The sequence below is a fragment of the Variovorax sp. V213 genome, from assembly GCF_041154455.1.
In the GTDB taxonomy this organism is placed as follows: Bacteria; Pseudomonadota; Gammaproteobacteria; order Burkholderiales; family Burkholderiaceae_C; genus Variovorax.
Window position 1 is genome coordinate 830,191 of sequence record NZ_AP028664.1, and the last position, 24,841, is coordinate 855,031.

General features: G+C 67.3%; 27 protein-coding genes and 1 tRNA gene. 10 read left to right on the top strand and 18 right to left on the bottom strand.

Annotation, left to right across the window (positions count from 1 at the left end; translation table 11 throughout):
• Window positions 1-25: 25 nt before the first annotated feature.
• Genes ACAM55_RS04020 through pcp form a run of 6 tightly spaced genes read left to right on the top strand, consistent with a single transcriptional unit; the run spans window position 26 to window position 4,358 of the window.
• Window positions 26-691, top strand: coding sequence for an RsmD family RNA methyltransferase (locus tag ACAM55_RS04020; RefSeq protein ID WP_369654779.1), 666 nt, complete (start codon window positions 26-28; stop codon window positions 689-691).
• Between the two features lie 43 nt (window positions 692-734).
• Window positions 735-1,238, top strand: a complete 504-nt coding sequence (gene coaD / locus ACAM55_RS04025) for a pantetheine-phosphate adenylyltransferase (protein WP_369654780.1) — start codon at window positions 735-737, stop codon at window positions 1,236-1,238.
• A 10-nt stretch (window positions 1,239-1,248) separates the two neighbouring features.
• A complete protein-coding gene (pxpB, locus tag ACAM55_RS04030; RefSeq protein WP_369656332.1) occupies window positions 1,249-1,899 on the top strand; it encodes a 5-oxoprolinase subunit PxpB in 651 nt (216 codons plus the stop codon).
• Window positions 1,896-2,894 carry a biotin-dependent carboxyltransferase family protein gene (locus tag ACAM55_RS04035; RefSeq protein ID WP_369654781.1) on the top strand — a complete coding sequence of 333 codons (999 nt, stop codon included), beginning with the start codon at window positions 1,896-1,898 and terminating at the stop codon, window positions 2,892-2,894. The genes pxpB and ACAM55_RS04035 overlap by 4 nt, the downstream gene beginning before the upstream one ends.
• A 48-nt stretch (window positions 2,895-2,942) precedes the next feature.
• Window positions 2,943-3,683, top strand: coding sequence for a 5-oxoprolinase subunit PxpA (gene pxpA / locus ACAM55_RS04040; protein ID WP_369654782.1), 741 nt, complete (start codon window positions 2,943-2,945; stop codon window positions 3,681-3,683).
• A gap of 15 nt (window positions 3,684-3,698) precedes the next feature.
• The gene (gene pcp, locus ACAM55_RS04045) at window positions 3,699-4,358 is read left to right on the top strand and encodes a pyroglutamyl-peptidase I (RefSeq protein ID WP_369654783.1); all 660 of its coding nucleotides are present in this window, start codon (window positions 3,699-3,701) and stop codon (window positions 4,356-4,358) included.
• Here pcp and ACAM55_RS04050 read toward each other — a convergent pair.
• Window positions 4,346-5,047, bottom strand: a complete 702-nt coding sequence (locus ACAM55_RS04050) for an alpha/beta fold hydrolase (protein ID WP_369654784.1) — start codon at window positions 5,045-5,047, stop codon at window positions 4,346-4,348. The two genes, pcp and ACAM55_RS04050, sit on opposite strands and share 13 nt — an antisense overlap.
• 176 nt (window positions 5,048-5,223) lie before the next feature.
• Between ACAM55_RS04050 and ACAM55_RS04055 the strand changes: the two genes are divergently transcribed.
• A complete protein-coding gene (locus ACAM55_RS04055; protein ID WP_369654785.1) occupies window positions 5,224-5,916 on the top strand; it encodes a histidine phosphatase family protein in 693 nt (230 codons plus the stop codon).
• A gap of 19 nt (window positions 5,917-5,935) precedes the next feature.
• Here ACAM55_RS04055 and ACAM55_RS04060 read toward each other — a convergent pair whose 3' ends face one another.
• From ACAM55_RS04060 to ACAM55_RS04070, 3 genes are all read right to left on the bottom strand, one after another.
• Window positions 5,936-7,519 (bottom strand): amidohydrolase family protein, encoded by a 1,584-nt coding sequence (locus ACAM55_RS04060; RefSeq protein ID WP_369654786.1) that lies wholly within the window; start codon window positions 7,517-7,519, stop codon window positions 5,936-5,938.
• A 119-nt stretch (window positions 7,520-7,638) separates the two neighbouring features.
• Entirely contained in the window at window positions 7,639-8,997 is a 1,359-nt protein-coding gene (locus tag ACAM55_RS04065) for a tetratricopeptide repeat protein (RefSeq protein WP_369654787.1), read from the bottom strand.
• A 31-nt stretch (window positions 8,998-9,028) separates the two neighbouring features.
• On the bottom strand, window positions 9,029-9,427 hold the full coding sequence (locus ACAM55_RS04070; RefSeq protein ID WP_369654788.1) for a 4-oxalocrotonate tautomerase family protein: 399 nt from the start codon (window positions 9,425-9,427) through the stop codon (window positions 9,029-9,031).
• Between the two features lie 108 nt (window positions 9,428-9,535).
• On the opposite strand from ACAM55_RS04070, the gene ACAM55_RS04075 reads away from it, so the two are divergent.
• Window positions 9,536-10,411, top strand: coding sequence for a LysR family transcriptional regulator (locus ACAM55_RS04075; protein WP_369654789.1), 876 nt, complete (start codon window positions 9,536-9,538; stop codon window positions 10,409-10,411).
• Between the two features lie 37 nt (window positions 10,412-10,448).
• Window positions 10,449-11,078 (top strand): YitT family protein, encoded by a 630-nt coding sequence (locus ACAM55_RS04080; RefSeq protein WP_369654790.1) that lies wholly within the window; start codon window positions 10,449-10,451, stop codon window positions 11,076-11,078.
• Between the two features lie 221 nt (window positions 11,079-11,299).
• Here the strand turns inward: ACAM55_RS04080 and ACAM55_RS04085 are convergent, their stop codons facing one another.
• The 7 genes from ACAM55_RS04085 to ACAM55_RS04115 all read right to left on the bottom strand — a co-directional run bounded on the left by ACAM55_RS04085 (window position 11,300) and on the right by ACAM55_RS04115 (window position 19,720).
• The gene (locus tag ACAM55_RS04085; protein WP_369654791.1) at window positions 11,300-12,727 is read right to left on the bottom strand and encodes an amidase; all 1,428 of its coding nucleotides are present in this window, start codon (window positions 12,725-12,727) and stop codon (window positions 11,300-11,302) included.
• Window positions 12,724-14,211, bottom strand: a complete 1,488-nt coding sequence (locus ACAM55_RS04090) for an ABC transporter substrate-binding protein (protein WP_369654792.1) — start codon at window positions 14,209-14,211, stop codon at window positions 12,724-12,726. The genes ACAM55_RS04085 and ACAM55_RS04090 overlap by 4 nt, the downstream gene beginning before the upstream one ends.
• Before the next feature lie 204 nt (window positions 14,212-14,415).
• Complete coding sequence (locus tag ACAM55_RS04095; protein WP_369654793.1) at window positions 14,416-15,909, bottom strand: ABC transporter substrate-binding protein; 1,494 nt, start codon at window positions 15,907-15,909, stop codon at window positions 14,416-14,418.
• Window positions 15,910-16,049: 140 nt separating this feature from the next.
• Window positions 16,050-16,880, bottom strand: coding sequence for an ATP-binding cassette domain-containing protein (locus ACAM55_RS04100; protein ID WP_369654794.1), 831 nt, complete (start codon window positions 16,878-16,880; stop codon window positions 16,050-16,052).
• The gene (locus ACAM55_RS04105; protein ID WP_369654795.1) at window positions 16,877-17,866 is read right to left on the bottom strand and encodes an ABC transporter ATP-binding protein; all 990 of its coding nucleotides are present in this window, start codon (window positions 17,864-17,866) and stop codon (window positions 16,877-16,879) included. Before ACAM55_RS04105 ends, ACAM55_RS04100 begins: the two co-directional genes overlap by 4 nt.
• A gap of 5 nt (window positions 17,867-17,871) precedes the next feature.
• Window positions 17,872-18,747: an ABC transporter permease gene (locus ACAM55_RS04110; protein ID WP_369654796.1), complete on the bottom strand. Its 876-nt coding sequence runs from the start codon at window positions 18,745-18,747 to the stop codon at window positions 17,872-17,874.
• A gap of 22 nt (window positions 18,748-18,769) precedes the next feature.
• Window positions 18,770-19,720 (bottom strand): ABC transporter permease, encoded by a 951-nt coding sequence (locus ACAM55_RS04115; RefSeq protein ID WP_369654797.1) that lies wholly within the window; start codon window positions 19,718-19,720, stop codon window positions 18,770-18,772.
• Between the two features lie 62 nt (window positions 19,721-19,782).
• Between ACAM55_RS04115 and ACAM55_RS04120 the strand changes: the two genes are divergently transcribed.
• Complete coding sequence (locus tag ACAM55_RS04120) at window positions 19,783-20,100, top strand: YfhL family 4Fe-4S dicluster ferredoxin (protein ID WP_369654798.1); 318 nt, start codon at window positions 19,783-19,785, stop codon at window positions 20,098-20,100.
• Here ACAM55_RS04120 and ACAM55_RS04125 read toward each other — a convergent pair.
• The 7 genes from ACAM55_RS04125 to ACAM55_RS04155 form a co-directional block, all read right to left on the bottom strand.
• The gene (locus tag ACAM55_RS04125) at window positions 20,086-20,589 is read right to left on the bottom strand and encodes a hypothetical protein (RefSeq protein WP_369654799.1); all 504 of its coding nucleotides are present in this window, start codon (window positions 20,587-20,589) and stop codon (window positions 20,086-20,088) included. The genes ACAM55_RS04120 and ACAM55_RS04125 overlap by 15 nt on opposite strands.
• 54 nt (window positions 20,590-20,643) lie before the next feature.
• Window positions 20,644-21,276: an aminoacyl-tRNA hydrolase gene (gene pth / locus ACAM55_RS04130; RefSeq protein ID WP_369654800.1), complete on the bottom strand. Its 633-nt coding sequence runs from the start codon at window positions 21,274-21,276 to the stop codon at window positions 20,644-20,646.
• Between the two features lie 74 nt (window positions 21,277-21,350).
• Window positions 21,351-22,022 carry a 50S ribosomal protein L25/general stress protein Ctc gene (locus ACAM55_RS04135; protein WP_369654801.1) on the bottom strand — a complete coding sequence of 224 codons (672 nt, stop codon included), beginning with the start codon at window positions 22,020-22,022 and terminating at the stop codon, window positions 21,351-21,353.
• Between the two features lie 97 nt (window positions 22,023-22,119).
• Window positions 22,120-23,091, bottom strand: a complete 972-nt coding sequence (locus ACAM55_RS04140; protein ID WP_015867115.1) for a ribose-phosphate pyrophosphokinase — start codon at window positions 23,089-23,091, stop codon at window positions 22,120-22,122.
• Window positions 23,092-23,293: 202 nt separating this feature from the next.
• Window positions 23,294-23,370: transfer RNA gene (locus ACAM55_RS04145), tRNA-Gln, on the bottom strand.
• A 67-nt stretch (window positions 23,371-23,437) separates the two neighbouring features.
• Window positions 23,438-24,328, bottom strand: coding sequence for a 4-(cytidine 5'-diphospho)-2-C-methyl-D-erythritol kinase (ispE, locus tag ACAM55_RS04150; RefSeq protein WP_369654802.1), 891 nt, complete (start codon window positions 24,326-24,328; stop codon window positions 23,438-23,440).
• Window positions 24,325-24,837, bottom strand: a complete 513-nt coding sequence (locus ACAM55_RS04155; protein WP_369654803.1) for a lipoprotein insertase outer membrane protein LolB — start codon at window positions 24,835-24,837, stop codon at window positions 24,325-24,327. The genes ispE and ACAM55_RS04155 overlap by 4 nt, the downstream gene beginning before the upstream one ends.
• Between the last annotated feature and the right edge of the window lie 4 nt (window positions 24,838-24,841).

Consider the following 24,841-nt stretch of genomic DNA (forward strand, 5'->3'; position numbering starts at 1 on the left):
CGTGCGGCGGCGTTAAGCTCGCCCCATGCCCCAGAAGAAAGCCGTTGCCACCCAGCGCTCCACCTCGACGCCATCGCCGTCGCCAGCGCGTTCGAAAACGCTGCCGCGCGAGGTGCGCATCATCGGAGGCCAATGGAAGCGCAGCCGCCTTCCGGTGGCCGACAAGCCAGGTCTGCGCCCGACGCCCGATCGCGTGCGGGAAACGCTGTTCAACTGGCTCGCGAGCATGGCGGGCGCAGGTGGCGGCGAACTGCCGGGCTGGCAATGCGTCGATGCCTTCGCCGGGACGGGGGCGCTCGGGCTGGAGGCGGCGTCGCGCGGCGCCGCGAGCGTGCTGCTGTGCGAGCAGGATGCCGCGCTGGTGGCACAGCTCCAGGCCGCCAAGATCAAGCTCTCGGCCGAAGCCGTTCGCATCGAGCGGGGTAACGGGCTCACCGCGCTTGAACGCACGGCGGCCGGCAGCCTGGATGCCGTGTTTCTCGACCCGCCTTTCGACAATGTCGCCCTCTACGAACCTGCTCTGCGGGCCGCGGCACGGGCCGTGAAGGCCGGGGGCGCCGTCTACCTGGAAGCACCGCGCCGCTGGAACGACGAAGAGCTTGCCGCCGCCGGCCTTGTTGGTTTTCGTTACTTAAAGGCGGGGGCGGTACATGCGCACCTGCTGCGGCAGGCTGCAAACGGGACTGCATAATCCGCCGGACAAGCCGCACCGGCTGCATGAGGAAGAAGCAACCATGGCCAGCAACGTGATCGCGGTTTATCCCGGCACTTTCGATCCCATCACCCTCGGCCACGAGGACGTGGTGCGGCGTGCAACCCAGCTTTTCTCGAAGGTCATCGTCGCGGTTGCGGCGGGCCACCACAAGAAGGCGCTGTTCACCCTGCAGGAGCGCATGGAAATGGCGCGCGAGGCCGTGAAGCCATACAGCGACCAGGTCACGGTCGAGAGCTTTTCGGGCTTGCTGCGCGATTTCGTGGTGGTGCGCGGTGGCAAGGCGATGGTGCGCGGCCTGCGGGCCGTGACCGATTTCGACTACGAGTTTCAGCTCGCGGGCATGAACCGCTCGCTGATGCCCGACGTGGAGACCGTGTTCCTGACACCCAGCGACAAGTACCAGTTCATCTCGAGCACCTTCGTGCGCGAAATCGCCATGCTCGGCGGCGAGGTTCACAAGTTCGTTTCGCCCGATGTGGAGACACATCTGGCGGCGAAGGTGCGCAGCCTCGGCCGTGAGTAGCCGATTTCCGTTGCCTCGCCTGCATCCGCTGGGCGACGCGGCGTTGCTGTGCGAGCTGCCGCCGCCCGCCACGCTTGCGCAGCAGCAGCAGATCTGGGCGCTGGGCGCGCAGGTGCAGCAGTGGGCCGGCGTGGGCGAGGTGTTGCCCGGCATGAACAATCTCACGCTGACTTTCGATCCGACCGCAATCGACATCGACGCGCTGATGGCGCGCGTGACCGAGGCCTGGCCGCGGCTGTCGGCCACCGCCATCGAAGGCCGGATGGTGGAGATTCCGGTGGCGTACGGTGGCGAGCATGGTCCCGATCTTGCCGACGTCGCGGCTCACACCGGCCTTACCCAGGCAGAAGTGGTGCGGCGCCATAGCGCGGCCGACTACGTGGTCTACCTGCTCGGGTTTCTGCCCGGCTTTGCTTTCATGGGCGGACTGCCGCCCGAGCTGGCCACGCCGCGCCGGTCGGAGCCGCGCACCGCGGTGCCCGCGCGCTCGGTCGGCATCGGCGGCGAGCAGACCGGCATCTATCCACTGGTGTCGCCGGGCGGCTGGCAGTTGATCGGCCGCACCCCGCTCGAACTCTTCGATCCGGCGGCCGAGCCGCCCACCCTGCTGCGCCCGGGCGACCGCGTGCGCTTCGTCGTCGAAAGCGTCCAGCCCACATGATGCTGGTCCAGAAGCCCGGCATGCTGGCCTCGGTGCAAGACCTGGGGCGGCACGGGCATCGCCAGTTGGGCATCTGCCCCGGCGGCGCGCTCGACGTGCTGGCGCTCGCATTGGCGAACCGGCTGGTCGGCAACGCCGACGGGGCGGCCGGCCTCGAGCTCACCATGGGCGGTTGCGAGATCCGCTTCGAAATCGCCACCCGCATCGCGCTGGTGGGAGCGGGTTTCGGCGCCCAGCTGGATGGCGCGCCGCTCTGGCCCTGTTGGAGCGTGCCGGTGGCAGCAGGCCAGACGCTGAAGCTCGCGGGCGCCAATGCAGCCGGCGTGAAGAAAGCCGGGTTGCGCAGCTGGCTCGCGGTGGCGGGCGGCATCGACGTGCCGCCGGTGCTCGGCTCGCGCAGCACCGATCTGAAGGCGGGCTTCGGCGGCCACCAGGGGCGCGCGCTGCGCAAGGGCGACCGGCTTGCGCTGGGTGCCACGGCGCTCGATGCGGCCCGACTGGGCCGGCGTCCCTTCGGCGTGCGCGGCCCCGACTGGGGCCCCGAGGAAAGCGATTCGGCCATCGCCTTGCGCGTCTTGCCCGGTCCCGAGTTCGACCAGTTCACCGTGGCCTCGCAGGCGCTGCTCTGGAGCGAGCGCTGGCGCATCACCGCGCAGAGCAACCGCATGGGAAGCCGCCTCGCGGGGGCCGAACTCAAGCGCAGGCGCAGTGCCGACATGCTCTCGTCGGGTGTCATTCCCGGCACCATCCAGGTACCCCCTTCGGGGCAGCCGATCATCCTCATGGGCGACGCGCAGACCACCGGCGGCTATCCGCGCATCGGCGTGGTGATTCGCGCCGACCTGTGGAAGCTCGCCCAGGCGCCGCTCGACGGCCGGTTGCGGCTGGTGCAGATCGACATGGCCGCAGCCCTCCAGGCATGGGCCCAGCAGCAGCGCTATCTCGCGCAAGTGGCGCAAGGGCTCGCGGCTGCGGGCTGGACCGGACCGGCATAGACTGTGCGCGTAGAGGCGCAGGCCCGCCTCGAAGAAGGAAAAAGCTTTATGCAAATCGACCTGAATGCCGATCTCGGCGAAGGCGCCGGCAGCGATGAAGCGCTGCTCGGCCTCGTGAGCTCGGCCAACATCGCGTGCGGCTGGCATGCCGGCGACGCCAAGACCATGCGGCAATGCGTGCGCTGGGCCATCGAACACGGCGTGGCCATCGGCGCCCATCCGAGCTTTCCCGACCGTGAAAACTTCGGCCGCAGCACCATGCACCTGCCGCCCGACGAGATCGTGGCCAACGTGCTCTACCAAGTCGGCGCGCTGGCTGCGATCGTCAAGGCCGAAGGCGGCAAGCTTTCGCACGTGAAGGCGCACGGCCAGCTCTACAACCAGGCGGTGAAGGAGCCCGAACTCGCCGACGCGCTGTGCGAAGCGGTACGCCGTTTCGATCCCTCGCTCAAGTTCTTCGGCCTCGCGGGCAGCGGCATGATCGACGCCGCGCGCCGCGCCGGCCTCACGCCTGTCGAAGAGGTGTTTGCCGACCGCGGCTACATGCCCGACGGGAGCCTGGTGCCGCGCAGCCAGCCTGGCGCGCTCATCGAAGACGAAGAACAGTCGCTCGCCCAGACGCTCTCGCTGGTGCGCGACCGCAAGGTCACGGCCATCGACGGCAGCACCGTGCCGGTCAATGCGCAGACCGTGTGCCTGCATGGCGACGGAGCGCACGCGCTGGCTTTTGCGCGCCGCATTCGCGACCGGCTTCAGCAAGAGGGCATCGCGGTTCGCGCGGTGGCCTGAGCGCGCCATTCCACCGTGGCGCAGCGAACCAAGGTCCTGCTGACCGGATTCGATCCGTTCGACGGCGAAGCCCTCAATCCTTCATGGGAGGCCGTGCGCGCGCTCGACGGCTGGAAGTGCGGTCGCGCTACTGTGCATGCGCGCCAGATGCCCTGCGTTTTCGGCCAGGCCATCGAGGCGCTTGCGAGCGCGATGGAGGAGCTGCGGCCCGAACTGGTGCTGTGCATCGGCCAGGCCGGCGGCCGCGCCGAGATCACGCCCGAGCGGGTGGCCATCAACATCGACGACGGCCGCATTGCCGACAACGCGGGCCGGCAGCCCATCGACGCTCCCGTGGTGCCCGGCGCGCCGGCGGCGTATTTCTCGACGCTGCCGATCAAGGCCATCGTGCATGACCTGCGCGCGGCCGGTGTGCCGGCGTCCGTGTCGAACACCGCGGGCACCTTTGTCTGCAACCACATCTTCTACGGCCTGATGCACCGCATGGCCACGCACCCGGTGCGGGGGCAGCGCGGGGGCTTCATCCACATTCCCCACCTGCCCGAGCAGGCGGCGCGTTTTCCGGGGTTGCCGAGCATGTCGCTGGCCACCATGGTCGAGGCGCTGCGCGTCGCGGTCGCCACCGCGCTGGCCGTTGAAAAAGATATTGCCGAAACCGGCGGTCAGCTCCACTGAGCCAGCCAATCGAGCAGCGCCGCGTTGACGAACGCGGGCTTCTCCATGGTCAGCATGTGGCCGCATTGCGCCACCCACACCACTTCCGCATGCGGCACCAGCGCCGCGATCTCGCGCGTGCAGTCGGGTGGGGCCAGCCGGTCGGTATCGCCGCAGACCAGCAGCACCGGCGCGCGCAGCGAGGGCAGGTGGGCGCGCGCATCGGGGCGCCGCATCACTGCGCGGTTCTGCCGGATCAGCTGTTGTGCGCCGGCGTCCAGCACGATGTCAAGGTAGCGCTGCACCAGCGCCTCGTCGGCGGCGTGCGCGGGATGAAAAGCGAAGACGACATTCGGTTCGATCACCTCGCGCAGATCGCCTTGCTCAAACAATTCGATCGCGCCTTCGCGCAGTTCGTACATGTCGGGCGCCTCGGGCCGCGCGTTGGTGCCCAGCAGCGCGAGCCCGGCGATGCGCTCGGGCGCTTGGCGCGCGGCTTCCATCGCGACCATGCCGCCCATCGACGCGCCGCAGAGCACGAGCGGACCGGGGTGCTCGCGCAGCACGGCCGCGGCCATGGCTTCGATGGTGTCGTGCCGTGTGTGGGCATCACTCACACGGGCTTCGAACGCAGGCGGGAGGACGGGAAGCTGCGCTTCCCACAGGCGCTCGTCGCAGGCGAGGCCGGGCAGCAGGACAAGGTTCGGCATGGGCCCATTCTGCGCGATCGGGCGAGCCGGCGCAGCGGCACAGGCTTCTCGGCGAGGGGTTTTTTGCCCCGAACCGGCATGCTTTCGCTACCGCCCCCGCTGCAGGTGGCGGCCATGCAACAGATGCTGCTGCCGAGGTCGTGAGCGTCACGCATGCGGAGGAGAATGGGCGTTCCATGCCCACGCCCAAACCCGATTCCACGACCGAACTCATCCTGATCCGCCACGGCGAAACCGCCTGGAACCGCGAACTGCGCTTCCAGGGGCATGCCGACGTGCCGCTCAACGACATCGGGCACGAGCAGGCACGCCGCCTCGGCCTGCGGCTGGCGAGCGAAACGGCGCAGCACATCATCAGCAGCGACCTCATGCGGGCGCAGCAAACGGCCGCGCCCGCAGCGCTGCAACTGTCACTGCCGGTGGTCACGTCGGCGGGTCTGCGCGAGCAGCATTTCGGCATTGTCGAAGGCATGCGGGCCGACGAGATCCAGGCGCTGCATCCCCGCGCCTGGGAGCAATGGCTGGAGTTTCGCGAGGATCACGCCATGCCCGAGGGCGAGTCGGCGCGCGAGTTCCATGCGCGCATCGTCGCCGCGCTCGGAACCCTGGCCGCCACGCATCGCGGACAGCACTTGATCGTGGTCACCCATGGCGGCGTGCTCGACATGGTGTGGCGCACCGCCCGTGGGCTCAGCCTCAGCGGGCCGCGCCAGAGCGACATTCCGAATGCGGGCTTCAACCGCATCCGCATCGCCGATCCCGCGATGCCCGATGCGATCGAGATCGTCGACTGGGCCGACACGCGGCATCTTGCCGACCTGCCGCCGCAGCCGACCTACGACCAGCGGCGGCATCTCGTGAAGAGCTGACCCGCGAAAGCGAAGCCGCTCAGGTGCAGCTGCCGGCCTTCGGCGTGCGCAGCAGCGCTTGCCCTGCGCCAACGCCGGTGGGCTTGCCGCCGTCCACCGCGAGCCGTCCGTTCACCAGCACCGTGACCACGCCCTCGGACAGCAGCGTCGGCTGCGTGTAGGTGGCCTTGGCGGCATAGCGCGCGGGGTCGAACACGACCACGTCGGCGTAATAGCCCGGCCGCAGGTGTCCGCGCTGCTTCAGCCCCAGCGTGTCGGCCGTCAGCGATGAACTGCTGCGGATGAATTGCCCGAGCGAGATGGCGTGTTCCTTCACCACGTACTGGTCGTACTTGCGCGCGAAGGTGCCATAGGCGCGTGGATGGCCCAGCGAGGAATCGGACGAGGTCATGACCCATGGTCGCTTCATGAACGCGCGCACGTCGTCGTCGCTCTGGTTGAACGAGGCGATCATCAGGTCGCCGTCGCGCAGCACGGCGATGGCGGCATCCACGGGATCGGCATTCGCGGCCTTGGCCACGTCGGCCAGGGTCTTGCCGACATACTTGGTGCTGCCGGCCGAAAACAGGATCGTCTCGGGGCCGCCGCGCAGGCGCAGGTTCTCGCGCATGCCGGTTCGCAGGCGCTCCTGCACCGCCGTGTCGTCGAAGCGCTTGAGCATCGCCTCTCGGCCGCCGTCGACGGCCCATGGCGGCACCAGCGCGGCCGAGAAGCGCGTGCTCGATGCCGTCCACGGGTAATGGTCGGCCGTGATGTCGAGCCCGGCGGCACGCTCCTTCTCGATGCGGCGGATGATGTCGCCGCTCTGGCCCTGCACGTCCACGCCCAGCGCCTTGATGTGCGCCACATGCACCGGCAGGCGGGCTTCGTGGCCGATGCGGATCACTTCCTCGATGGAGCCCTTCAGCCCGATGTTGTACATCGACTCGTCGCGGATGTGGCTGTCGTAGAGCCCGCCGTGGCGGGCCGCGACCTTCGCGAGCTCGATGACCTCCTCGGTCTTCGAGAAATTCTGCGGCGGATAGAAAAGGCCTGTGGAAAGCCCCAGCGCACCGTCGCACATGGCGCGGCTCACGTGCTGGCGCATCGCGTCGAGCTGCTCGGGCGTGGGCGCCCGATTGGCTTCGCCGAGCTGGCTGATGCGCACCGGGCCGAAGCCCACGTACATGGCCACGTTGGTGCCCACCGGCGCCGAACGCAACCGCTTCGTCTGCGCCGCGATGTCGAAGCCGCCGAAGCCGTCGTTGCCGATCACGGCAGTTGTGACGCCCTGGGTAAGAAAGGGAATGTTCAGGCGCTTCTGCGGATCGGTGGAATGCAGGTCGGCATCGGCGTGGGTGTGCGCGTCGACGAAGCCCGGCGCCACGACCATGCCCGTGGCGTCGATGGTCCGCCGCGCCTTGAATTGCGCCGGCGCCTTCGGGCCCGCGAAGACGATGCGGTCGCCCAGGATGCCGACGTCGCCCACGATGGGCTCGTCGGAATCGCCCGTGTAGACGGTGCCGCCGCGCAGCAGCAGGTCAAGTTCGACGGGGGCATCGGCGGCGGATGAAAGACCCGCCAGGGCCGCGAGCGCGGCGAGCACGACAACTGATTTCTGCATGGGCGAGCGATCCGGAGCGATGTGAAGCGGGCAGTTTAGGAGTCGCTCCCGCGCACCGTTAATTCCTTTTGCGATACGCCCCATGACCGGAAGGCATGGCCTCCACTCCACCCGGTCCCTCAGAGGCGCGTTGCCAATTGTTCGAGCCCGAGCCGCTCATAGACGGCGCCGGCCTGGCGGCGCAGGCGCAGCGACTCGGGCTGGCCGTTGACCTGCTGCTGCAGGATGCCTTGCGCGCCGGTGAGCGTGGCCTGGCTGCCGGTGTGCACGAGGGCGTCCAGGTACACCTGCTCGAACAGGTCGCGCTGCGCATGGCTGCCGCCAATCTCGAGCAGTCGCGGCAAGGCCATGCCCAGCCCTTCGATGGCGGAAGCGAAATCGCCGCGCGCATGCGCAACGAGGCCGTGCGCGGCCGGCACGCACACGTGCTCCCAGGCAGCGCGCGCAGAGAGCGGCGCGCGTGGCGCATAGGCCTCGATGTTGTGCAGCAGCGCATCGGCCTCGGGCCGGCCGGCGCGGGCCAGCCCATACAGGTACTGCAGGTCGAGAAAAGGCAGCACATGGTCGGCCGTGCGCTGCACAAGGTAGCCGCTGACGTCGTCCCATCGCGCGCCGACGTCGATGCCTGCGAGTTCGAAGCGCGCGAGCAGCGAGACGGCGCCGATCTGGTCCTGCGAGTAGTCCTTCACCACGCCCCATACCTCGCGGTCGTATACCGCGAGCGCTTCGGCATCGCGGCCGAGCTCGATGAGGAACAGCGCCACGTGCCACCAGTTGTGCGTAACCATGAACGAATTGAGCCCGGTCCAAGTGTCGCTCACGCCCTTCATGAACGCCAAGCCTTCGGAGAGCCGGCCTTCGGTAAGCATCACATGCGCCAGCGCATGGTGTGCCCATGGTTCCTTGCGGCACATGCCGATGGCGCGGCGGGCGCTGGCCTCGGCGTCGCGCATCAGGTGGCATTGCTCGTAGCCGAAGGCGGCCATGCCGTGCACATAGGGCACGTCGGACGCCGCCGGCAACGCAGCGAGCGCGAGCCGGAGCATGCCGGGGCAGTCGCCCGTATTGAAGCAGTGGTACTGCCCCAGCTTCACCGACACGAGGTCGCGCGGATGCTCCCGCGCCTGCTCCGCGTGCAGCGCGATGGCCTTGGCGATGTCGCCCTGGGCCCAGGCTTCGATGGCCGCAACGTAGCGCTGTTCGCGCGGCGTGGCGCGCTGCAATGCGGCGCGGGCCTTTTCAAGGAAGGGCCGTGCGTTGGCCGCGGCATCGCGCGATTCCGCGAAGAGGTGCAGCGTTGCGCAATAGGCCTGCACCACGGGGCTCGCGTCGCGGTCGGCCAGGGCAAGCAGGTCGACCGCGCGCGCCTCGCTCGACAGAAAGCCCATGACGAAGTCGTCGACGAGCGGCAGGCTGGCGGCATCGTCGAGCGTGAGCGGGTTGCCGAAGCTGTCGGCGCGCAGGGTTGCGAGGGGCATGGCGCCATGGTGCCACGCCTCGCCGCGGGCTTCAAACGCCCGCTTGCTGGTGGCGGTATTCCTGCGTCTTGCCGCCATATCCGTAGGCCGCGCCGCGGGCATCGATCACGTGGATGTACGACACCTCGTGCAAATCGGGTCGCAGTCGCGCCATGGCGGCATGCACCTCGCGCAGGTAGCGCGCCTTTTCCGCCTTGGTGTTGGTTTCGTCGGTGACGCTGATGTCGAGGTGGAACGCCGACTTGCCGAGCGAGGCCAGCGACTGCCCGCCGATGAACCACGTGTCGGCAGCGATGTACTGAACCGTGATGGCGATCACCGGCAACTGCTTGCCGAGCACGCTCTGGGTCAGCTCGGCGACGGTGTCGACCGTCTTGCGGGTGAGCTGGGCATCGGGTTGGCCCGAAAGGTGGACAACGATGTGCGGCATCTGGAACTCCATGAATGAGTGAACGATGGGGCTATTTTGGAGACGCCATATCCATCGGAAAAGCGGGAATATATGATGTTTAGTATCGGATAAACGGATGGATAGGCCATGCAGACTTTCGACCTGGAACAGCTTCGAACCCTGGCCGCGGTGATCGATGCCGGCAGCCTCACGGCGGCCGCGCCGCGGGTGTTTCTTTCGCAGTCGTCGGTCAGCGAGCAGATACGCAAGCTCGAGGAACGGGCAGGGCAGTCCCTGCTCACACGCAGCAAGGCCGGCGTGGCGCCGACCGAGGCGGGCACGCGGCTCCTGGCCTATGCGCGCCGCATCCTCGCGCTCAGCGACGAAGCGTTTCGCGATCTGCATGGCGAGACGCTGCAGGGCGAGCTTCGGCTTGCGGTGACCGATTACTTTCGGCCCGGCGATCTCACGCGGCTGCTGGGGCGCCTCGGCGAAAGCTATCCGCAGGTGCGGCTGAACGTGAGCATCCTGAAGAGCGACGCGCTACGGGCCGCCTATGCACGCGGAGATTTCGACGTGGGGCTGGCGATGAATATCGCCGGGGCTTCTTCTTCAGCCTCGGAGCAGGGCGCGAAGGCTTCGTCGGTGATCCGGCGGGAATCGCTGGTGTGGCTGGGCGCGGCAGGCATGCGGCTGGCGCGGGGCGAGCCGGTTCGCCTGCTGGCGTTGCCGGACACCTGCTCGCTGCATCAGTTCACCGTGGCGCTGTTGCGGCGGCGCCGGGTGCCGTATGTGTTGGCGCACGTGGCTTCGGGGGTGGCAGGCTTGCAGTCTGCATTGGCCGCGGGGCTGGGGGTCGCCTGCCTGAACGAGTCTGCGACGTGCGACGGCGTGGCGCGGCTGGCGCCGCCGCATGGGCTGCCGGCCCTGCCCCGGCTCGCGTTTCAGTTTTTGCCCGGCCGCAGAGGCGAGACGGAATTCGTGACGCGAGCCCGGGAGATGCTGGCGACCCATCTGGTCTGACGTCGCCGGGTGGCGCGGGATTTGCGTCAAGTCCGCCATGGATGCGCCTCAACCCACCACACCGCCGGATCATCTGCTGCGCCATTCCCGCTTCGACGACGCACAGGCCATTTTTTCGGGCACGCTGTTCGTCGCCATCGCCATGATGTTGTTCGGCCAGGCAGGCTTGCTCACGGGCGGTACGGCTGGCATCGCATTTCTCTTGCACTACGCCACCGGCGTGAGCTTCGGAAAGCTGTTCTTCCTGGTGAACCTGCCGTTCTACTGGTTCGCATGGCGCCACATGGGCCGGGCCTTCACGGTCAAGACCTTCTCGGCCATTGCGCTGCTCTCGGTGATGACCGATTGGGCACCGCGCTACATCTCGATCGAATCGCTGCACCCGGCCTTCGCAGCCGTGCTCGGCGGCCTGCTGCTGGGCACCGGCTGCCTGTTTCTCGCCCGCCACCGCGCGAGCCTGGGCGGCGCGACGGTGCTGACGCTGTATCTGCAGGAAAAGCGCGGCTGGCCTGCCGGCAAGGTGCAGATCGGCATCGACTGCACGGTGGTATTGCTGGCGCTGTTCGTGATTCCGCCACAGCGCGTGGGCTGGTCGGTGCTGGCCGCGGTGGTGATGGGGCTTTTTCTGTGGATCAATCACAAGCCGGGGCGCTACGCTGCGACTTGAGTCTCCTGCTTGGCCGCCGGTGCTCGTCTTCAGGGTGCGTGCGAAGGACACCGGGTACTCCCCTCCGCGAATGTCCCCCGCCTTCGGCTCCTCCTTTATTTCGCTGCGGGGAGCACCCGATGCCCTGCGCACGATGGACGCGGCTGCGACGCTGGCCGATCAATGACCGCCTGACCCACGATCACGCCGTCGGCGAGATCGCGCCCTGAACAAAGCACGTCCTAGCGTTCAGGCGCCACAGGCCAGGGCCGCTGCGGCTCCCGAATCTGCTCGAACGCACGCGATACGCGCAGCACGCCGAGGTCGTCGAAACGCTTTCCTGCGATCTGCAGCCCGATGGGCAATCCCGCGGCTGAGTACCCGCAGTTCACCGAGGAAGCGGGCTGCTCCGACATGTTGAACGGCACCGTGAACCCGATGTGCTCCAGCGGCCGCAGCGGGTCGTTCGTCGGCGAAGGCGCTTCCGCGGCTGCGGGCATGTTCGGCGACACAGGCGAGATCACGTAGTCGAAGCGCGCACACGCCTGCACCGCCGCCACGCGGGTCGCGTGGAACTGGCTGAAGCCGCGGAACACGTGCTCGCCGCTGAACTCGGCCGCGCTCTCGGCCCATTCGCGGATGTAGGGCAGCACCTTGGCACGCTGGTCGGCGCGCAGCGCCTTCATGTCCACCAGCGAGCGCATGCGCCACAGGTGGTCCATGCCTTCGAGCATGGCTTGCGACATGAACGGCTGCATGGTTTCGACGATCGCGCCGGCTTTCTCGAACAGGCGCGCCGCATGCTCGACCGCCGCCTGGATCTCCGGCTCGACCGCCAGGCCGCAGCCCGCGTCCAGCAGCAGACCGATGCGCAGCCCCCGCAGATGGTCGGGCGACACGTCGAAGCCCGACCAATCGATGTCTTGCGGCGGCAGGCTCATGCTGTCGCGCGCGTCGGGCTTGGAGAGCACCTGCATCATCAGAGCGGCATCGCCGACACTGCGGGTCATCGGCCCTGCGGCGCGGCCCATGTAGGGCGGATCGATCGGAATGCGGCCCAGGCTCGGCTTCAGCGTGAAGATGCCGCACCAGCTCGCGGGCAGCCGCAGCGAGCCGCCGATGTCCGTGCCGACGTGCAGCGGCCCATAGCCTGCGGCCGCCGCGGCGCCGGCACCGGCGCTAGAGCCGCCCGGGGTCTTGCGGAGGTCCCACGGGTTGCGTGCCAGCTTGTGAAAACTCGAGAGCCCCGAAGACAGCATGCCGTAGTCCGGCATGGTGGTCTTGCTCACGATCACCGCGCCAGCTTCCTTCAGGCGTGCGGCCGGCGGTGCATCGGCGGCCGCCGGCTTCAGGTCGACAGCGGCCGTGCCGGCCGGCATCGGATCGCCGCGGGTGGCGATGTTTTCCTTGATGGTGGCCGGCACGCCGTCGAGCGGGCCGAGCGCTTCGCCGCGCTGCCAGCGCGCTTCCGAGGCGCGCGCCTGTTCGAGCGCGGCTTCGGGCCTGAAGAGCCAGGTGGCCTGCAGCCGCGGCTCCCAGCGCTCGATCTGCGCGATGACGGCCTGCGTGACCTCGACCGGCGACAGGCGCTTGTCGCGGTAGGCGGCCGAGAGTTCCTGGGCGGAGAGGTCGTTCAGCGAAGAAGAGGAGGAGGACACGTCGACGCTCATCCCCACGACAGGGCCGAGAGGTCGTTCACGAAGATCGGGTTTTCCTTCCAGAGGCCCTTCACGTTCTTCTTCGCGATGGTGGGGAACTGCGGCTGGTAGAGGAAGCCGTTGGCCGCATCGGTGGCCAGCATCTTCTGCGCCTCGCCGAGCAGCTTGTTGCGCTCGGTGGCGTTGCCGGTGGCCTTGATCTTGTCGAACAGCGTGTTGAAGGCCTTCGACTGGTAGCCCCAGTAGTAGTCGGGTTTGGCGTAGTTGCCGAGGTCGAAGGGCTCGACGTGCGAAACGATCGACAGGTCGTACTCCTTGTTGCCGTAGGTGCCGCTGAGCCACTGCGCCCACTCGACGTTCTGCACCTTCACCGTGATGCCGATCTTGGCCAGCTGTGCCACGATCACCTCGCCGCCCTGGCGCGCATAGGGCGGCGGGGGCAGGGTCATGGTGAGTTCGAGCGGCGTCTTGACGCCGGCTTCGGCCAGCAGCTTCTTGGCTTTCTCGATGTCGAAGGGGTTGATGCCCGTGGTGTCGACATAGCCCGCGGCGCCCGGCACGTAGTGGCTGCCGATCGGCACGCCGAAGCCGTCGGCCGCGCCCTCGATCACGGCCTTGCGGTCGATGGCCGCGAGGATGGCGCGGCGCACGCGCACGTCGTCCAGCGGCTTCTTCTTGTTGTTGATCGAGAGGATGGTCTTGGCGCGCGAGCCGGCCAGGATGGTCTGGAACTGCGGGTTGTTCTTGAACTGCGGCACCACGCGCGTGCCGATGCGCGTGAACACGTCGACGTCGCCGGCCAAAAGGGACGCGGCCTGTGCGGCGGCGTCGGCAATGAAGCGGAACGTGACCTTGTTGATCTTCGCGGTGCCGGGGCTGCGAAAGCCCTCCCACTTGCTCAGCGTGAGCGACGAGCCCTTGGCCCAGCTGTCGAGCTTGTAGGGGCCGGTGCCGGTCGGCTTGGTGGCGTTGGTGTCGGCGCTCTTGGGCTCGACGATGACGGCGGTGGCCTGGCCCAGCACAAAGGGCAGGTCGGGGTCGATTTCCTTGTTGATGATCACCACGGTGTAGTCGTCGACCACCTGCGTGCTCAGGTTCGCGAAAGTGCGCTTGTCCTTGTTGGTGCTCTTCTCGCTGCCGGCGCGGTCGAAGGCGAACTTCACGGTGTTGGCGTTGAAGGGCTCGCCGTTCTGGAACTTGACGCCGCGCTTGAGCTTGAAGGTGTAGGTCTTCAGGTCAGGCGAGACTTCCCAGCTTTCGGCCAGCAGGGGCGTCACGTTGCCGTCGGCGTTGATCTTGGTGAGCGTTTCGAGGATGTTGTAGTGCACGACCTCCGCGATCGCGGCCGCGGCGCCAGCGGTCGGATCGAGCCCCGGCGGCTCGAGCGCCATGCCGATCACGATGGCGTCCTTCCGTCCCTGCGCCATGCCGGCAATGGGAGAGGCCAGCGCGACAGTGGCGCCAGCGGTGGTAAGGAGGGTGCGACGGTTCAACATACGTTGTGATCTCCGGAAAAACGGTGAGTGTGCGAATGACTGCTTCCAGTGTGGGCCGCGCCCCGAATGGAGGCGCCGCGGCACGAAGGAAGGACACGCAGCACGAAAGATGCCACGCGCGCAGCAAAGTCATTCTCTCGCAGCGGGCGACTTGCCGCTGGGCCGCGGAGGTGCTTTTTCCTCGGGACGTTCCCGGATGCCGGCTCAGCTCCAGGAGAGGGCGGCAATGTCGTTGACGAAGATCGGCGTGTCTTTCCAGAGTCCGCGCAGGTTGCGCGCCGCCACCGTGATGAACTGCGGCTGGAACAAGAAGACGTTGGCCGCGTCCTCGGCCAGGAGGCGCTGCGCATCGCCGAGGTAGCGCAGGCGATCGGCAGTGCGTGCGCTGTTGCGCGCCTTGTCGAACAGTTCGTTGAACTTGGCCGACTGGTAGCCCCAGTAGTACTCGGGCTTGGTGTAGTTCACGAGGTCGAAGGGTTCGACGTGCAGGATCAGCGAGAGATCGTAGTTCCTGTTGCCGTAGGTGCCGCTGATCCACTGGGCCCACTCGACGTTCTGGATCTTGGCGACGATGCCCACCTTGGCCAGCTGCGCGGCGATGAGCTCGCCGCCTTGCCGCGCGTAGGGCGGGGGCGGCAGCACGAAGTCGAGTTCGAGCGGTGTTTTCACGCCGGCCTCGGCCAGCAGTTGCTTCGCCTTCTCGACGTTGTACGGGTTGATGCCCGTGGTGTCGACGTAGCCCGGCGCGCCCGGCACGTAGTGGCTGCCGATGGCAACGCCGCGGCCGTCCACGGCGGCCTCGATCACGGCCTTGCGGTCGATGGCGGCGGCAATGGCGCGGCGCACGCGCACGTCGTCGAGCGGCTTGCGCCTGTTGTTGATGGCAAGGATGGTCTTGCCGCGCGAGGCGTTGAACACCACCTGGAAGCGCTTATCGTTCTGGAACTGCGGCAGGCTGCGCGAGACCGAGGCGTGCGGAAACAGGTCGACGTCACCCGAGAGCAGCGCCGTCGTCTGCGCGGCCGGCTCGGAGATGAAGCGGAAGCTCGCCTTGCGGATCCGCACCGCGTCGGCGTTGCGGTATCCCTCCCACTTGGCGAGCACGATGGCCGAGCCCTTGGCCCAGTTGTCGAGCTTGTAGGGACCCGTGCCGACCGGCTTGGTGGCGTTGGTGTCGGCGCTCTTGGGCTCGACCACGATGGCGGAGGCCTGGCCCAGCAGGAAGAGCAGCTCGGGTTCGATCTCCTTGTTGATCAGCACGACCGTGTGCTCGTCGATCACTTGCGCGGCGATGTTGGTGAAGGTGCGCTTGTCCTTGTTGGTGCTGTTGGCCGCGGCGGCGCGGTCGAACGAGAACTTCACGGTGTTGGCATTGAAGGGCTCGCCGTTCTGGAACCGGATGCCGCGCCTGAGCTTGAAGGTGTAGGTCTTGAGGTCGGGCGAGATTTCCCAGCTCTCGGCCAGGAGCGGCGCCACGTTGCCGTCGGAGTCGATCTTGGTGAGCGTTTCGAAGACGTTGTAGAGCACCACTTCCGCGATCTCGGCGCCGGCCTTGGCCGTGGGGTCGAGCCCCGTGGGCTCCAGCGTGAGCGCCAGCACCAGCGCGTCTTTTCTCCTCTGCGCGATTGCGGCCGTCGGCAGCGCGAAGGGGGCCAGGGCTGCGGCGCCGGTGGCGAGCAGGGTGCGTCGTTTGAGCATGAAGCGATGTCCTCGGAACAGGGGGCAGGCATCTTCCGCGAGACAGGGCCGGCCGCGCAACCAGATGCTTATGACCCACTCATCCTAGAGCCGCCTCGCGAAGCTTCGATGTCAGGCCATGGGCCTGCCCGGAGGGAGGCTCAGGCCGCCAGCAGCGTGCCGCCGGTGGGCGTGCGCGGCACCGCGTCGAGCAGCGTGCGCGTGTACGGATGCCGCGCATGGCGGAACAGCTCGGCGGGCGGGCCCTGCTCGACGACCTTGCCCTTCCACACCACGCAGACCTCGTCGCACAGGTGGTTCACCACCGCGAGGTCATGGCTGATGAGCAGGTAGCTGATGCCGAACTGCTGCTGCAGGTCCTGCATGAGGTTGAGCACCTGGGCCTGCACCGATACGTCGAGCGCGCTCACGGGTTCGTCGGCCACGATGAGCTTGGGGCGCGTGATGAGCGCGCGCGCAATTGCAATCCGTTGGCGCTGCCCGCCCGAGAACTCGTGCGGGTACTTGTCCATGTCGGTGGTGCGCAGGCCCACGGCCGCCAAGGCCTCCGAGGCGCGCTCGCGCTGCACGGCGCGGCTGGTTTCGGCCAGCGCCTCGAGCGGCTCGGCCACGATGCGCGCCACGGTCTGGCGCGGATCGAGCGAGCCGTAAGGGTCCTGGAACACCATCTGGAAATCGCGCCGCGCCACGCGCAGCTCGCTCCGGGGCAGCTGGTGCAGGTCGCGGCCCAGCATGCGCACGCTGCCCGAGGTGGGCGTGTCGAGCGCCATCACCAGGCGCGCGATGGTCGATTTGCCCGAGCCCGATTCGCCGACGATGCCCACGCTCTTGCCGGCCTGCACCTCGAAGCTCACGCCATTGAGCGCCTTCACAGTCGGCGGCGGGCCGAAGAGCTTTTCGCGCGGCAGCGCGTAGTGGCGCACAAGGTCCGTCACCTCGAGCAGGGGCTGCGTGCCGGTGGGTTGATTCATGATGCGAGGGCGCCTTCCGCGGCAATTTCCTCGAGCCGGATGCAGCGCACCGCGTGCTCGTGCCGCAGGATCGTGGGCGGAGGCCGGGTCGCGTGGCAGGCATCGACCGTGTACTTGCAGCGGCCCGCGAAAGGGCAGCCCGGCGGCAGGTCGACCAGTTCGGGCACGCTGCCCCGGATGGTGGCCAGGCGGATTCCGCGCGGCGCACCCAGTGCCGGCCGCGCCGCGAACAGGCCCTGCGTATAGGGGTGCGCGCGCTCGGCGAACACGGTTTCGGTGGGGCCGCTCTCGACCACGCTGCCGCCGTACATCACCAGCATCTTCGATACGGTCTGGGCAATCACGCCGAGGTCGTGCGAGATCAGGATCAGCGCCATGCCGCGCTCGGCCACGAGGCCCTGGATGAGCTCGAGGATCTGCTTCTGGATGGTGACGTCGAGCGCGGTGGTGGGCTCGTCGGCAATCAGCAGGTCGGGGCCGCAGGCCAGGGCCATGGCGATGCCGATGCGTTGGCGCTGGCCGCCCGAAAACTGGTGCGGATAGGCGTCGAGCCGCGAAGCCGCGTCGGGAATACCCACGCGCTCGAGCAGCGCCAGCACTTCCTTGCGTGCATCGGCGCCTGAGAGCCCGCGGTGCAACCGCAGCGGCTCGCCGACCTGGCGCGCAATGGTGTGCACCGGATTCAGCGCCGTCATCGGCTCCTGGAAGATCATGCCGATGCGGTTGCCCCGGATCTGACACATGGCTTTTTCATCGCGGCCGACGAGTTCGCTGCCGTCGAATCGGATGCTGCCCGTCACCTTGGCGCTGGGCGGCAGCAGGCCCATGAGCGACATCACGGTGATCGACTTGCCGCAACCCGATTCGCCGACGATGCCCAGCGTTTCGCCGCGCTCGAGCGTGAAGCCGATGCCGCGCACGGCCTCGGCGGGGCCGCGCTGCGTTTGCAGTTCGACGTGCAGGTCCTTGACTTCGAGAAGAGGCATATCGCTTAGCGGGCGCGCGCAAGGCGCGGATCGAGCAGGTCGCGCAGCCCGTCGCCAAGCAGGTTGAGGCCCAGCACCGCCATGGCGATGGCCATGCCCGGGAACACGGCGAGCAGCGGCGACTGGAACATCATGGTCTGCGCCTCGCTGAGCATGCGGCCCCACGAGGGCTGCGGCGGCTGGGTGCCCAGGCCGAGGTAGGAGAGGGCGGCCTCGGCGAGGATCGCGATGGCGAAGCGGATGGTGATCTGCACGATCAGCACGGCCGAGATGTTGGGCAGCACATGCTGCATCGTGATGGCGAACGAACCCTTGCCGCAGGCGCGCGCGGCGGCCACGTACTCGCGCGACCAGATGGCGTTGGCCGACGCCCGCGTGATGCGCGCAAACGTCGGGATGTTGTAGATGCCGATGGCGATGATCGCGTTGACGATGCCGGCGCCGAACACGGCCGTCATCATGATGGCCGACAGGATGGCCGGGAAGGCGAGCGAGAAATCGGTGAGCCGCATGATCGCTTCCTCGACCCAGCCGCGCCGCGCCGCCGCGAGCAGGCCCAGCGCCGTGCCCACGACGAGGCCGATGCCCACCGCGATCACGCCCACCAGGATGGAAGCCCGCGCGCCCACGAGAAGCAGCGAAGCCACGTCGCGCCCGTAGGTGTCGGTGCCCAGCCAATGAGAGCCCGACGGCGGCTTCAGCTTGCTGGCCATGTCCATCTCGTAGGGCGACCAGGGCGTCCACACCAGCGAGACGAGGGCGGCAAGCAGCAGGAGCAGGGTCAGCGCGCCGCCGAGCACGAAGCTGCGGTGCTGGAGGGCACGGCGCCAGAAGCCCGGCACCTTGAGCGCCGCTGCGCTCGGAATGGGTATGGCGCTCATAGATGCACCCTTGGCGCTGCGCTCATATATCGCTGGCCTTGATGCGCGGGTCGATCACCGCGTAAAGCACGTCGACCACGAAATTCACGATGACCACCATGGCCGCGAGCAGCATCACGCAGTTGCGCACCACGATCAGGTCGCGGTTGCTGATGGCCTGGAAGATCAGCCGGCCCAGGCCCGGCAGGTAGAACACGTTTTCGACCACGATGGTGCCGGCCAGCAGCTCGGAAAACTGCATGCCCATCACCGTGACCACCGGGATCATCGCGTTGCGCAGCACGTGGGTCCAGAGCACGGCGCGCTGCGAAACGCCCTTGGCGCGCGCGGTGCGCACGAAGTCTTCGCGCATCACCTCGAGCACGGCCGAACGCGTGATGCGCGCGAGGATCGCGGCCTGCACCACCGCGAGCGACAGGGCCGGCAGCAGCAGCGACTTGATGCCTGCGAAGATGCCTTCACCCCAGCCCTCGAAGCCGCCGGCGGAAAACCACTGCAGCTGAACCGAGAACACCAGGATCAGCAGGATCGCGAACCAGAAATTGGGAATGGCGATGCCCACCTGCGTGAGGCCCATCAGGCCGACGTCGCCGAGCTTGTTGTGGCGCGCAGCGGCGGTCACGCCCACCAGCAGCGCGAGCACCGTGGTCAAGGCCATCGCGAGCAGGGCAAGGGGCACGGTGAGCGCAAGGCGTTCGAGGATCAGGTCGAGCACCGGCGAACTGTAGGCGTAGCTGTCGCCCAGGTTGCCGGTCAGGAGGCCGGCAATCCAGTGCCAGTAGCGTGTCCATGCGGGCTGGTCGAGGCCGAGCTTGGTGGCGAGGGCGGCCACGGCCTCGGGTGCGGCGTCCGGGCCCATGAGCATCTGCGCGGCATTGCCAGGCAGGATCTCCAGGACGAGGAAAACTATGACCGAGGCGCCGATCAGCGTACCGATCAGCGTGGCGAGGCGCTTGAGAATAAACAGGCTCATGGGGCGGGGCGCAGCATAACCCGACTCCTGCAACAAGCGTGCCTTGTTCGCGATAATCGGGTATGGCCCTCATGATCACCGACGAATGCATCAACTGCGATGTCTGCGAGCCCGAGTGCCCGAACGATGCAATCTACATGGGCGCGGAGTTCTACGAGATCGACCCTCGCAAGTGCACCGAATGCGTCGGCCACTTCGACGAGCCGCAATGCGTGCAGGTGTGTCCGGTCGCGTGCATCCCGATCCATCCTGAACACGTCGAAAGCCGCGAGACGCTGTGGCAGAAGTTCGAGCGGCTCGCCGCGGCCAAGGCCGCGGCGGCCGCTGCATCGCAGCCGCAGCCGCAGCCGCGGACCGGGACGCCCTCAGCCGGCGCTTGAGTCGGACGAGGACCTTCGCTTTTTCTTCTTGCCGCCATCGCCCGGCGCGGATGCGTGTTTTCCGTCGGACGAGCCGCTGAAGCGCGTACTCGACTTGTGCGGCTCCGAGACGAGTTTCTGGGCCCGTGCCCGCGCCAGCTGCTCGGAGGACGCGAGCCGGCGTTCGGCGATGGCGGCCTGCCGGGCCTCGTGGGCTGACCTTCGGCTGCGCTCGTAGGCTTCTTTTTCCTGGGACAGGCGAATGCGCTCCAGCTGATCGGCACGCGCTTCGGCCCTGCGCGTTCCGGCCTCCGAGGCGTGGCGGTCGGCCTCGGTGCGCGTGTCGTCGACTTTCACCGGCCTTCCGCCTTCGCAGGGGCGGTCGGTGTAGGTGTTGCCGCAGCGGTAGGCCTCAGACCTTCCTTGTGCCGCGGCAGGTATCCAGTAAGTACTGGAGGCTATCAAAAAGATAGCAATGCCGATTTTTCCGGCCGTGGTTTTTCTTTTCATTTCTTTTTCTCTCCCTTTCTTCTCTCGCTCTCCCGCGCTCTGGGTGCCGGCTGGCTATGGGGCGGCGGGCGTGCCTCCATCGCCGGGCTCTCGCCGCGGCGGTTTGGGCCGGGGCGGTTTGCTCGTGTGAATGATCAGGGTGGCTTTTTCCATCTCGCCGGCCACCAGGGCGGGTGCAGCGTGCAGGGTGCGCACGATGGCGTCTTCGATGGCTTCGCGCTGCTCCTTCAGCGGCTTCTTGAGCACCCAGTTGATGACCTCGGACTTCACGCCAGGGTGTCCGATGCCCAGGCGCAGGCGCCAGTAGTCGCCGGTGCCCAGCTGCGCATGGATATCGCGCAGGCCGTTGTGGCCGGCGTGGCTGCCGCCGAACTTGAGCTTGGCCTGGCCGGGCACCACGTCGAGCTCGTCATGCGCCACGAGGATTTCTTCGGGCGCAATCTTGAAGAAGCGCGCCAGCGCGCCCACCGATTTGCCCGACAGGTTCATGAAGGTCTGCGGCTCCAGCAGCCAGACGCTCTGCCCGTTGATGCTCGCGCGCGCCGCAAGGCCGTGATAGCTGCGCTCGGGCGCGAGATTGAGCTTCCAGTCGCGCGCCAGGGCGTCGATCCACCAGAAGCCGGCGTTGTGCCGGGTGGCTTCGTATTCAGGCCCCGGGTTACCGAGGCCGACAAACAGCTTGATCATGAGGGGAATTATCTCGCCGGCCCCAAAGCAAAAGGCCCGCACGAGGCGGGCCTTCTGCAGGGACGCGAAGGGAATTACTTCTTCGCGGCGGGCTTTGCCGTCTTGGCGGCAGGCTTGCCGTTGGCAGCCGGTGCGGCGCCTTCAGCTGCTGCGGCGCCTTCAGCGGCGGGTGCCGGCTCTTCGGCGACCAGCGGCGGCACGGCCGACACGACGACCGGGTTCAGCTTGCCGTGGCTCACGAACTTCACGCCCTTGGGCAGCTTGATGTCGTTGACGTGCAGCGTGGCGTTCTTCTTCAGGCCGGAGAGATCGATCTCGATGAACTCGGGCAGGTCGGTCGGCAGGCAGCTGATCTCGAGCTCGGTCATCACGTGGTTCACGAGGTTGTGGTCGAGCTTGACGGCGTCGGACTCTTCTTCACCGTTGAAGTGGAGCGGCACCTTCATGTGCAGGCGGGTCTTGGCATCGACGCGCTGGAAGTCGATGTGTTGCACCAGCTGGCGGAACGGGTGGTATTGCACGTCGCGCAGCAGCACTTTGCTGGTGGCGCCGCCGAGTTCCATTTCGAGGATCGACGAGTGGAAGGCTTCCTTCTTGAGGGCGTGCCACAGCGCGTTGTGATCGAGCTCGATCAGCTGGGGCTGGCCTTCACCACCGTAGACGATACCGGGCGTCTTGCCCGAGATGCGGAGACGGCGGCTCGCACCCGTGCCCTGCTTGGCGCGCTCAAAAGCGACGAATTTCATAACAACTCCTGTGAGAGTCCACCGCGACCAGTGCGACTCCGGTTCAACAAGGGCCCCGTTCCGGAAAAAGGAAGGTGGAGCCCGCTTTTTGCTCGGGTCAGAACAGGTTGTCCTGGTCCGAGAACAAACTCATGACCGACTCGCCCTTGGCAATGCGCTGGATCGTTTCGGCGATCAGCGGTGCCACGGAGAGTTGGCGGACCTTTCCGCACGCCAGGGCGCCGTCGGAAAGGGGAATGGTGTTGGTCACGACCACTTCGTCGAGCGCGGAGTGGGTGATGCGCTCGATGGCCGGGCCCGAGAAGATCGGATGCGTGCAATAGGCGTAGACGCTTTTTGCACCGCGTTCCTTGAGCACCTCGGCCGCTTTGACCAGCGTGCCGGCGGTGTCGATCATGTCGTCCATGATCACGCAGTTGCGGCCGTCGATTTCGCCGATCACGTTCATGACCTCGCTCACGTTGGCCTTCGGGCGGCGCTTGTCGATGATGGCGAGGTCGCAGTTCAGCTGCTTGGCCAGCGCACGCGCGCGCACCACGCCGCCGACGTCGGGCGAGACCACGATCAGGTCTTCGTAGTTCTTCTGGCGCAGGTCGCCCAGCAGCACTGGCGAGGCATAGATGTTGTCGACCGGAATGTCGAAGAAGCCCTGGATCTGGTCGGCGTGAAGGTCCATGGTGAGCACGCGCTCGACGCCCACGGTTTCCAGCAGGTTGGCCACCACCTTGGCCGAGATCGGCACGCGGCTCGAACGCGGGCGGCGGTCCTGGCGGGCGTAGCCGTAGTAGGGAATCACCGCGCTGATCCGCTCGGCCGAGGCGCGCTTGAGCGCGTCGACCATGATCAGCAGTTCCATCAGGTTCTCGTTGGTCGGTGCGCAGGTCGACTGCACCACGAACACATCGCGCGCCCGGACGTTCTGGTTGATCTCGACGGTGACTTCACCGTCGGAGAAGCGTCCAACGCGCGCGGCACCCAGCGAGGTACCGAGGTTTTGCGCGATTTCTGCGGCCAGGCCAGGATTGGCGTTGCCGGTGAAAACCATGAAATCAGGGTGATTAGCCTGCATGAGCGCGTCCCGGCAGTGCGAATTGGCTTTTAGGAAGCCGCCAAAGAGTTTGATTCGTGGCGACCCAGGGGCCGCCAATTATTGCAGCGGGTGGGCTGCAAAAGAAGCACTGCGGCCGGTGGGCCGCAGTTTGAAGCGCTGCGGCGGTTAAACCGCAGCCTGAAGAGCGCTGCGGCGGGTGAGACCGCAGCCTGAAAAGATTTGGCAGGGGAGAAAGGATTCGAACCTTTGCATGCTGGAATCAAAATCCAGTGCCTTAACCAGCTTGGCGACTCCCCTACACGGGTCGATGGTTTTCACCACAAACCGATATATGTCGCATCGGACCTCAACAGTCCGATCATCTTCAGGTCGCCCATCCCCAAAGTGGATGAACGGCCAAATTGTTGCATTGACGAACCTGCCAGCCCGTGGGGGCTTCGGCCAGTTCCGCTTCTTGCGGCTCTTGCGGCATTTTCGCGAATACCGAACTTCCGGAGCCGGTCATCCGGGCTTTCAGTCCTTGGGCGCCGAGCCAGTCGATGGCTTCGGAGACCGCGGGGCAAAGCCGCTGGGCAACCGGCTGCAGGTCGTTGTGGCCGAAGCCGAAAACCTTGAAAGCGCTGCTTTCGGGGTCTTGGGCTTCAAGCTGTTCGCTATCTGCAGCAAAGCCCGAGATTATAGCAACAGGAGTGGCGCGTTGAAGGTCCGGCGCAGAAAAAATTAGCCGGGTGTCGAGTCCCTCGGGTGGCTTGACCACCACGAACCGTGCGGAAGGGACGTTCACGGGGGTGATTTTTTCGCCGATTCCTTCGACCCAGGCGTTGCGCCCGCCGAGGAAAAACGGCACGTCGGCGCCCAGCTTCACGCCAATTTCGGCCAGGCGTGACAGCGGCAGGTTCAGCTTCCACAGCCGGTTCAGGGCCAGCAGACAGGTCGCGGCGTCCGAAGAACCCCCGCCCATGCCGGCCTGCGCCGGCACCTGCTTGGCAATGCCGATGTGGGCGCCCTGGCCGGGCGCCGCATGCGCCTGGAGCGCGCGCGCGGCGCGCAGGACGAGGTCGTCGGGCGGCAGTTCGGTCGTCAGGTCTTCGCGGCTGAGCTGGCCATCGCGGCGCAGCTCGACATGGAGCGTGTCGCACCAGTCGATCAGCATGAAGACCGACTGCAGCAGGTGGTAGCCGTCTTCGCGCCGGCCGGTGATGTGCAGGAAGAGGTTGAGCTTGGCCGGTGCGGGAAGGTCGTAGATCGCCTTCATGACCGTTCGAACACGATGCGCAGGTCCGCCGTGGGGCTCGGGGCTTCGCGGGTGGCCTGCAAGCGGCCGTTGGCGATCTGCCCCAGGTCCGGACGCCATCCGGGAACGCGCTCGTCGCGGCCCGCGAGCCAGCCGAAGAGCGCACCGACGGGTATGGCGGCACCGGTGGCGGCTTCGATCAGCGCATCGACCGAATCGAAGCGCCGGACGTCGCTGCCATTCTTGAGCAGGGCTTCGCCTGGCGACCAGTGCAGCTGGGCCAGCGTGCTGCCGATCGGGCTCGTGAGCGAGAGTTCGCCCGACTCGGGCGAGCCACGCAGCTCGAACAGGGCGGAAAAGGTTTGCACAGGCTGGCTGTCGATGCGCAGCGACATGCGGCCGCTCCATGCGTCCGTGCCCTGGGGCCGCGTGCCACTCGGGAGTTGCGCGCAGCCGGCCGCGAGCAGAAGCGCCGCAGCGCCCGCCGCCAGCGCGCTCCGGCGGCCACCCTCAAGCCCGGGGGAAAGCATGGCC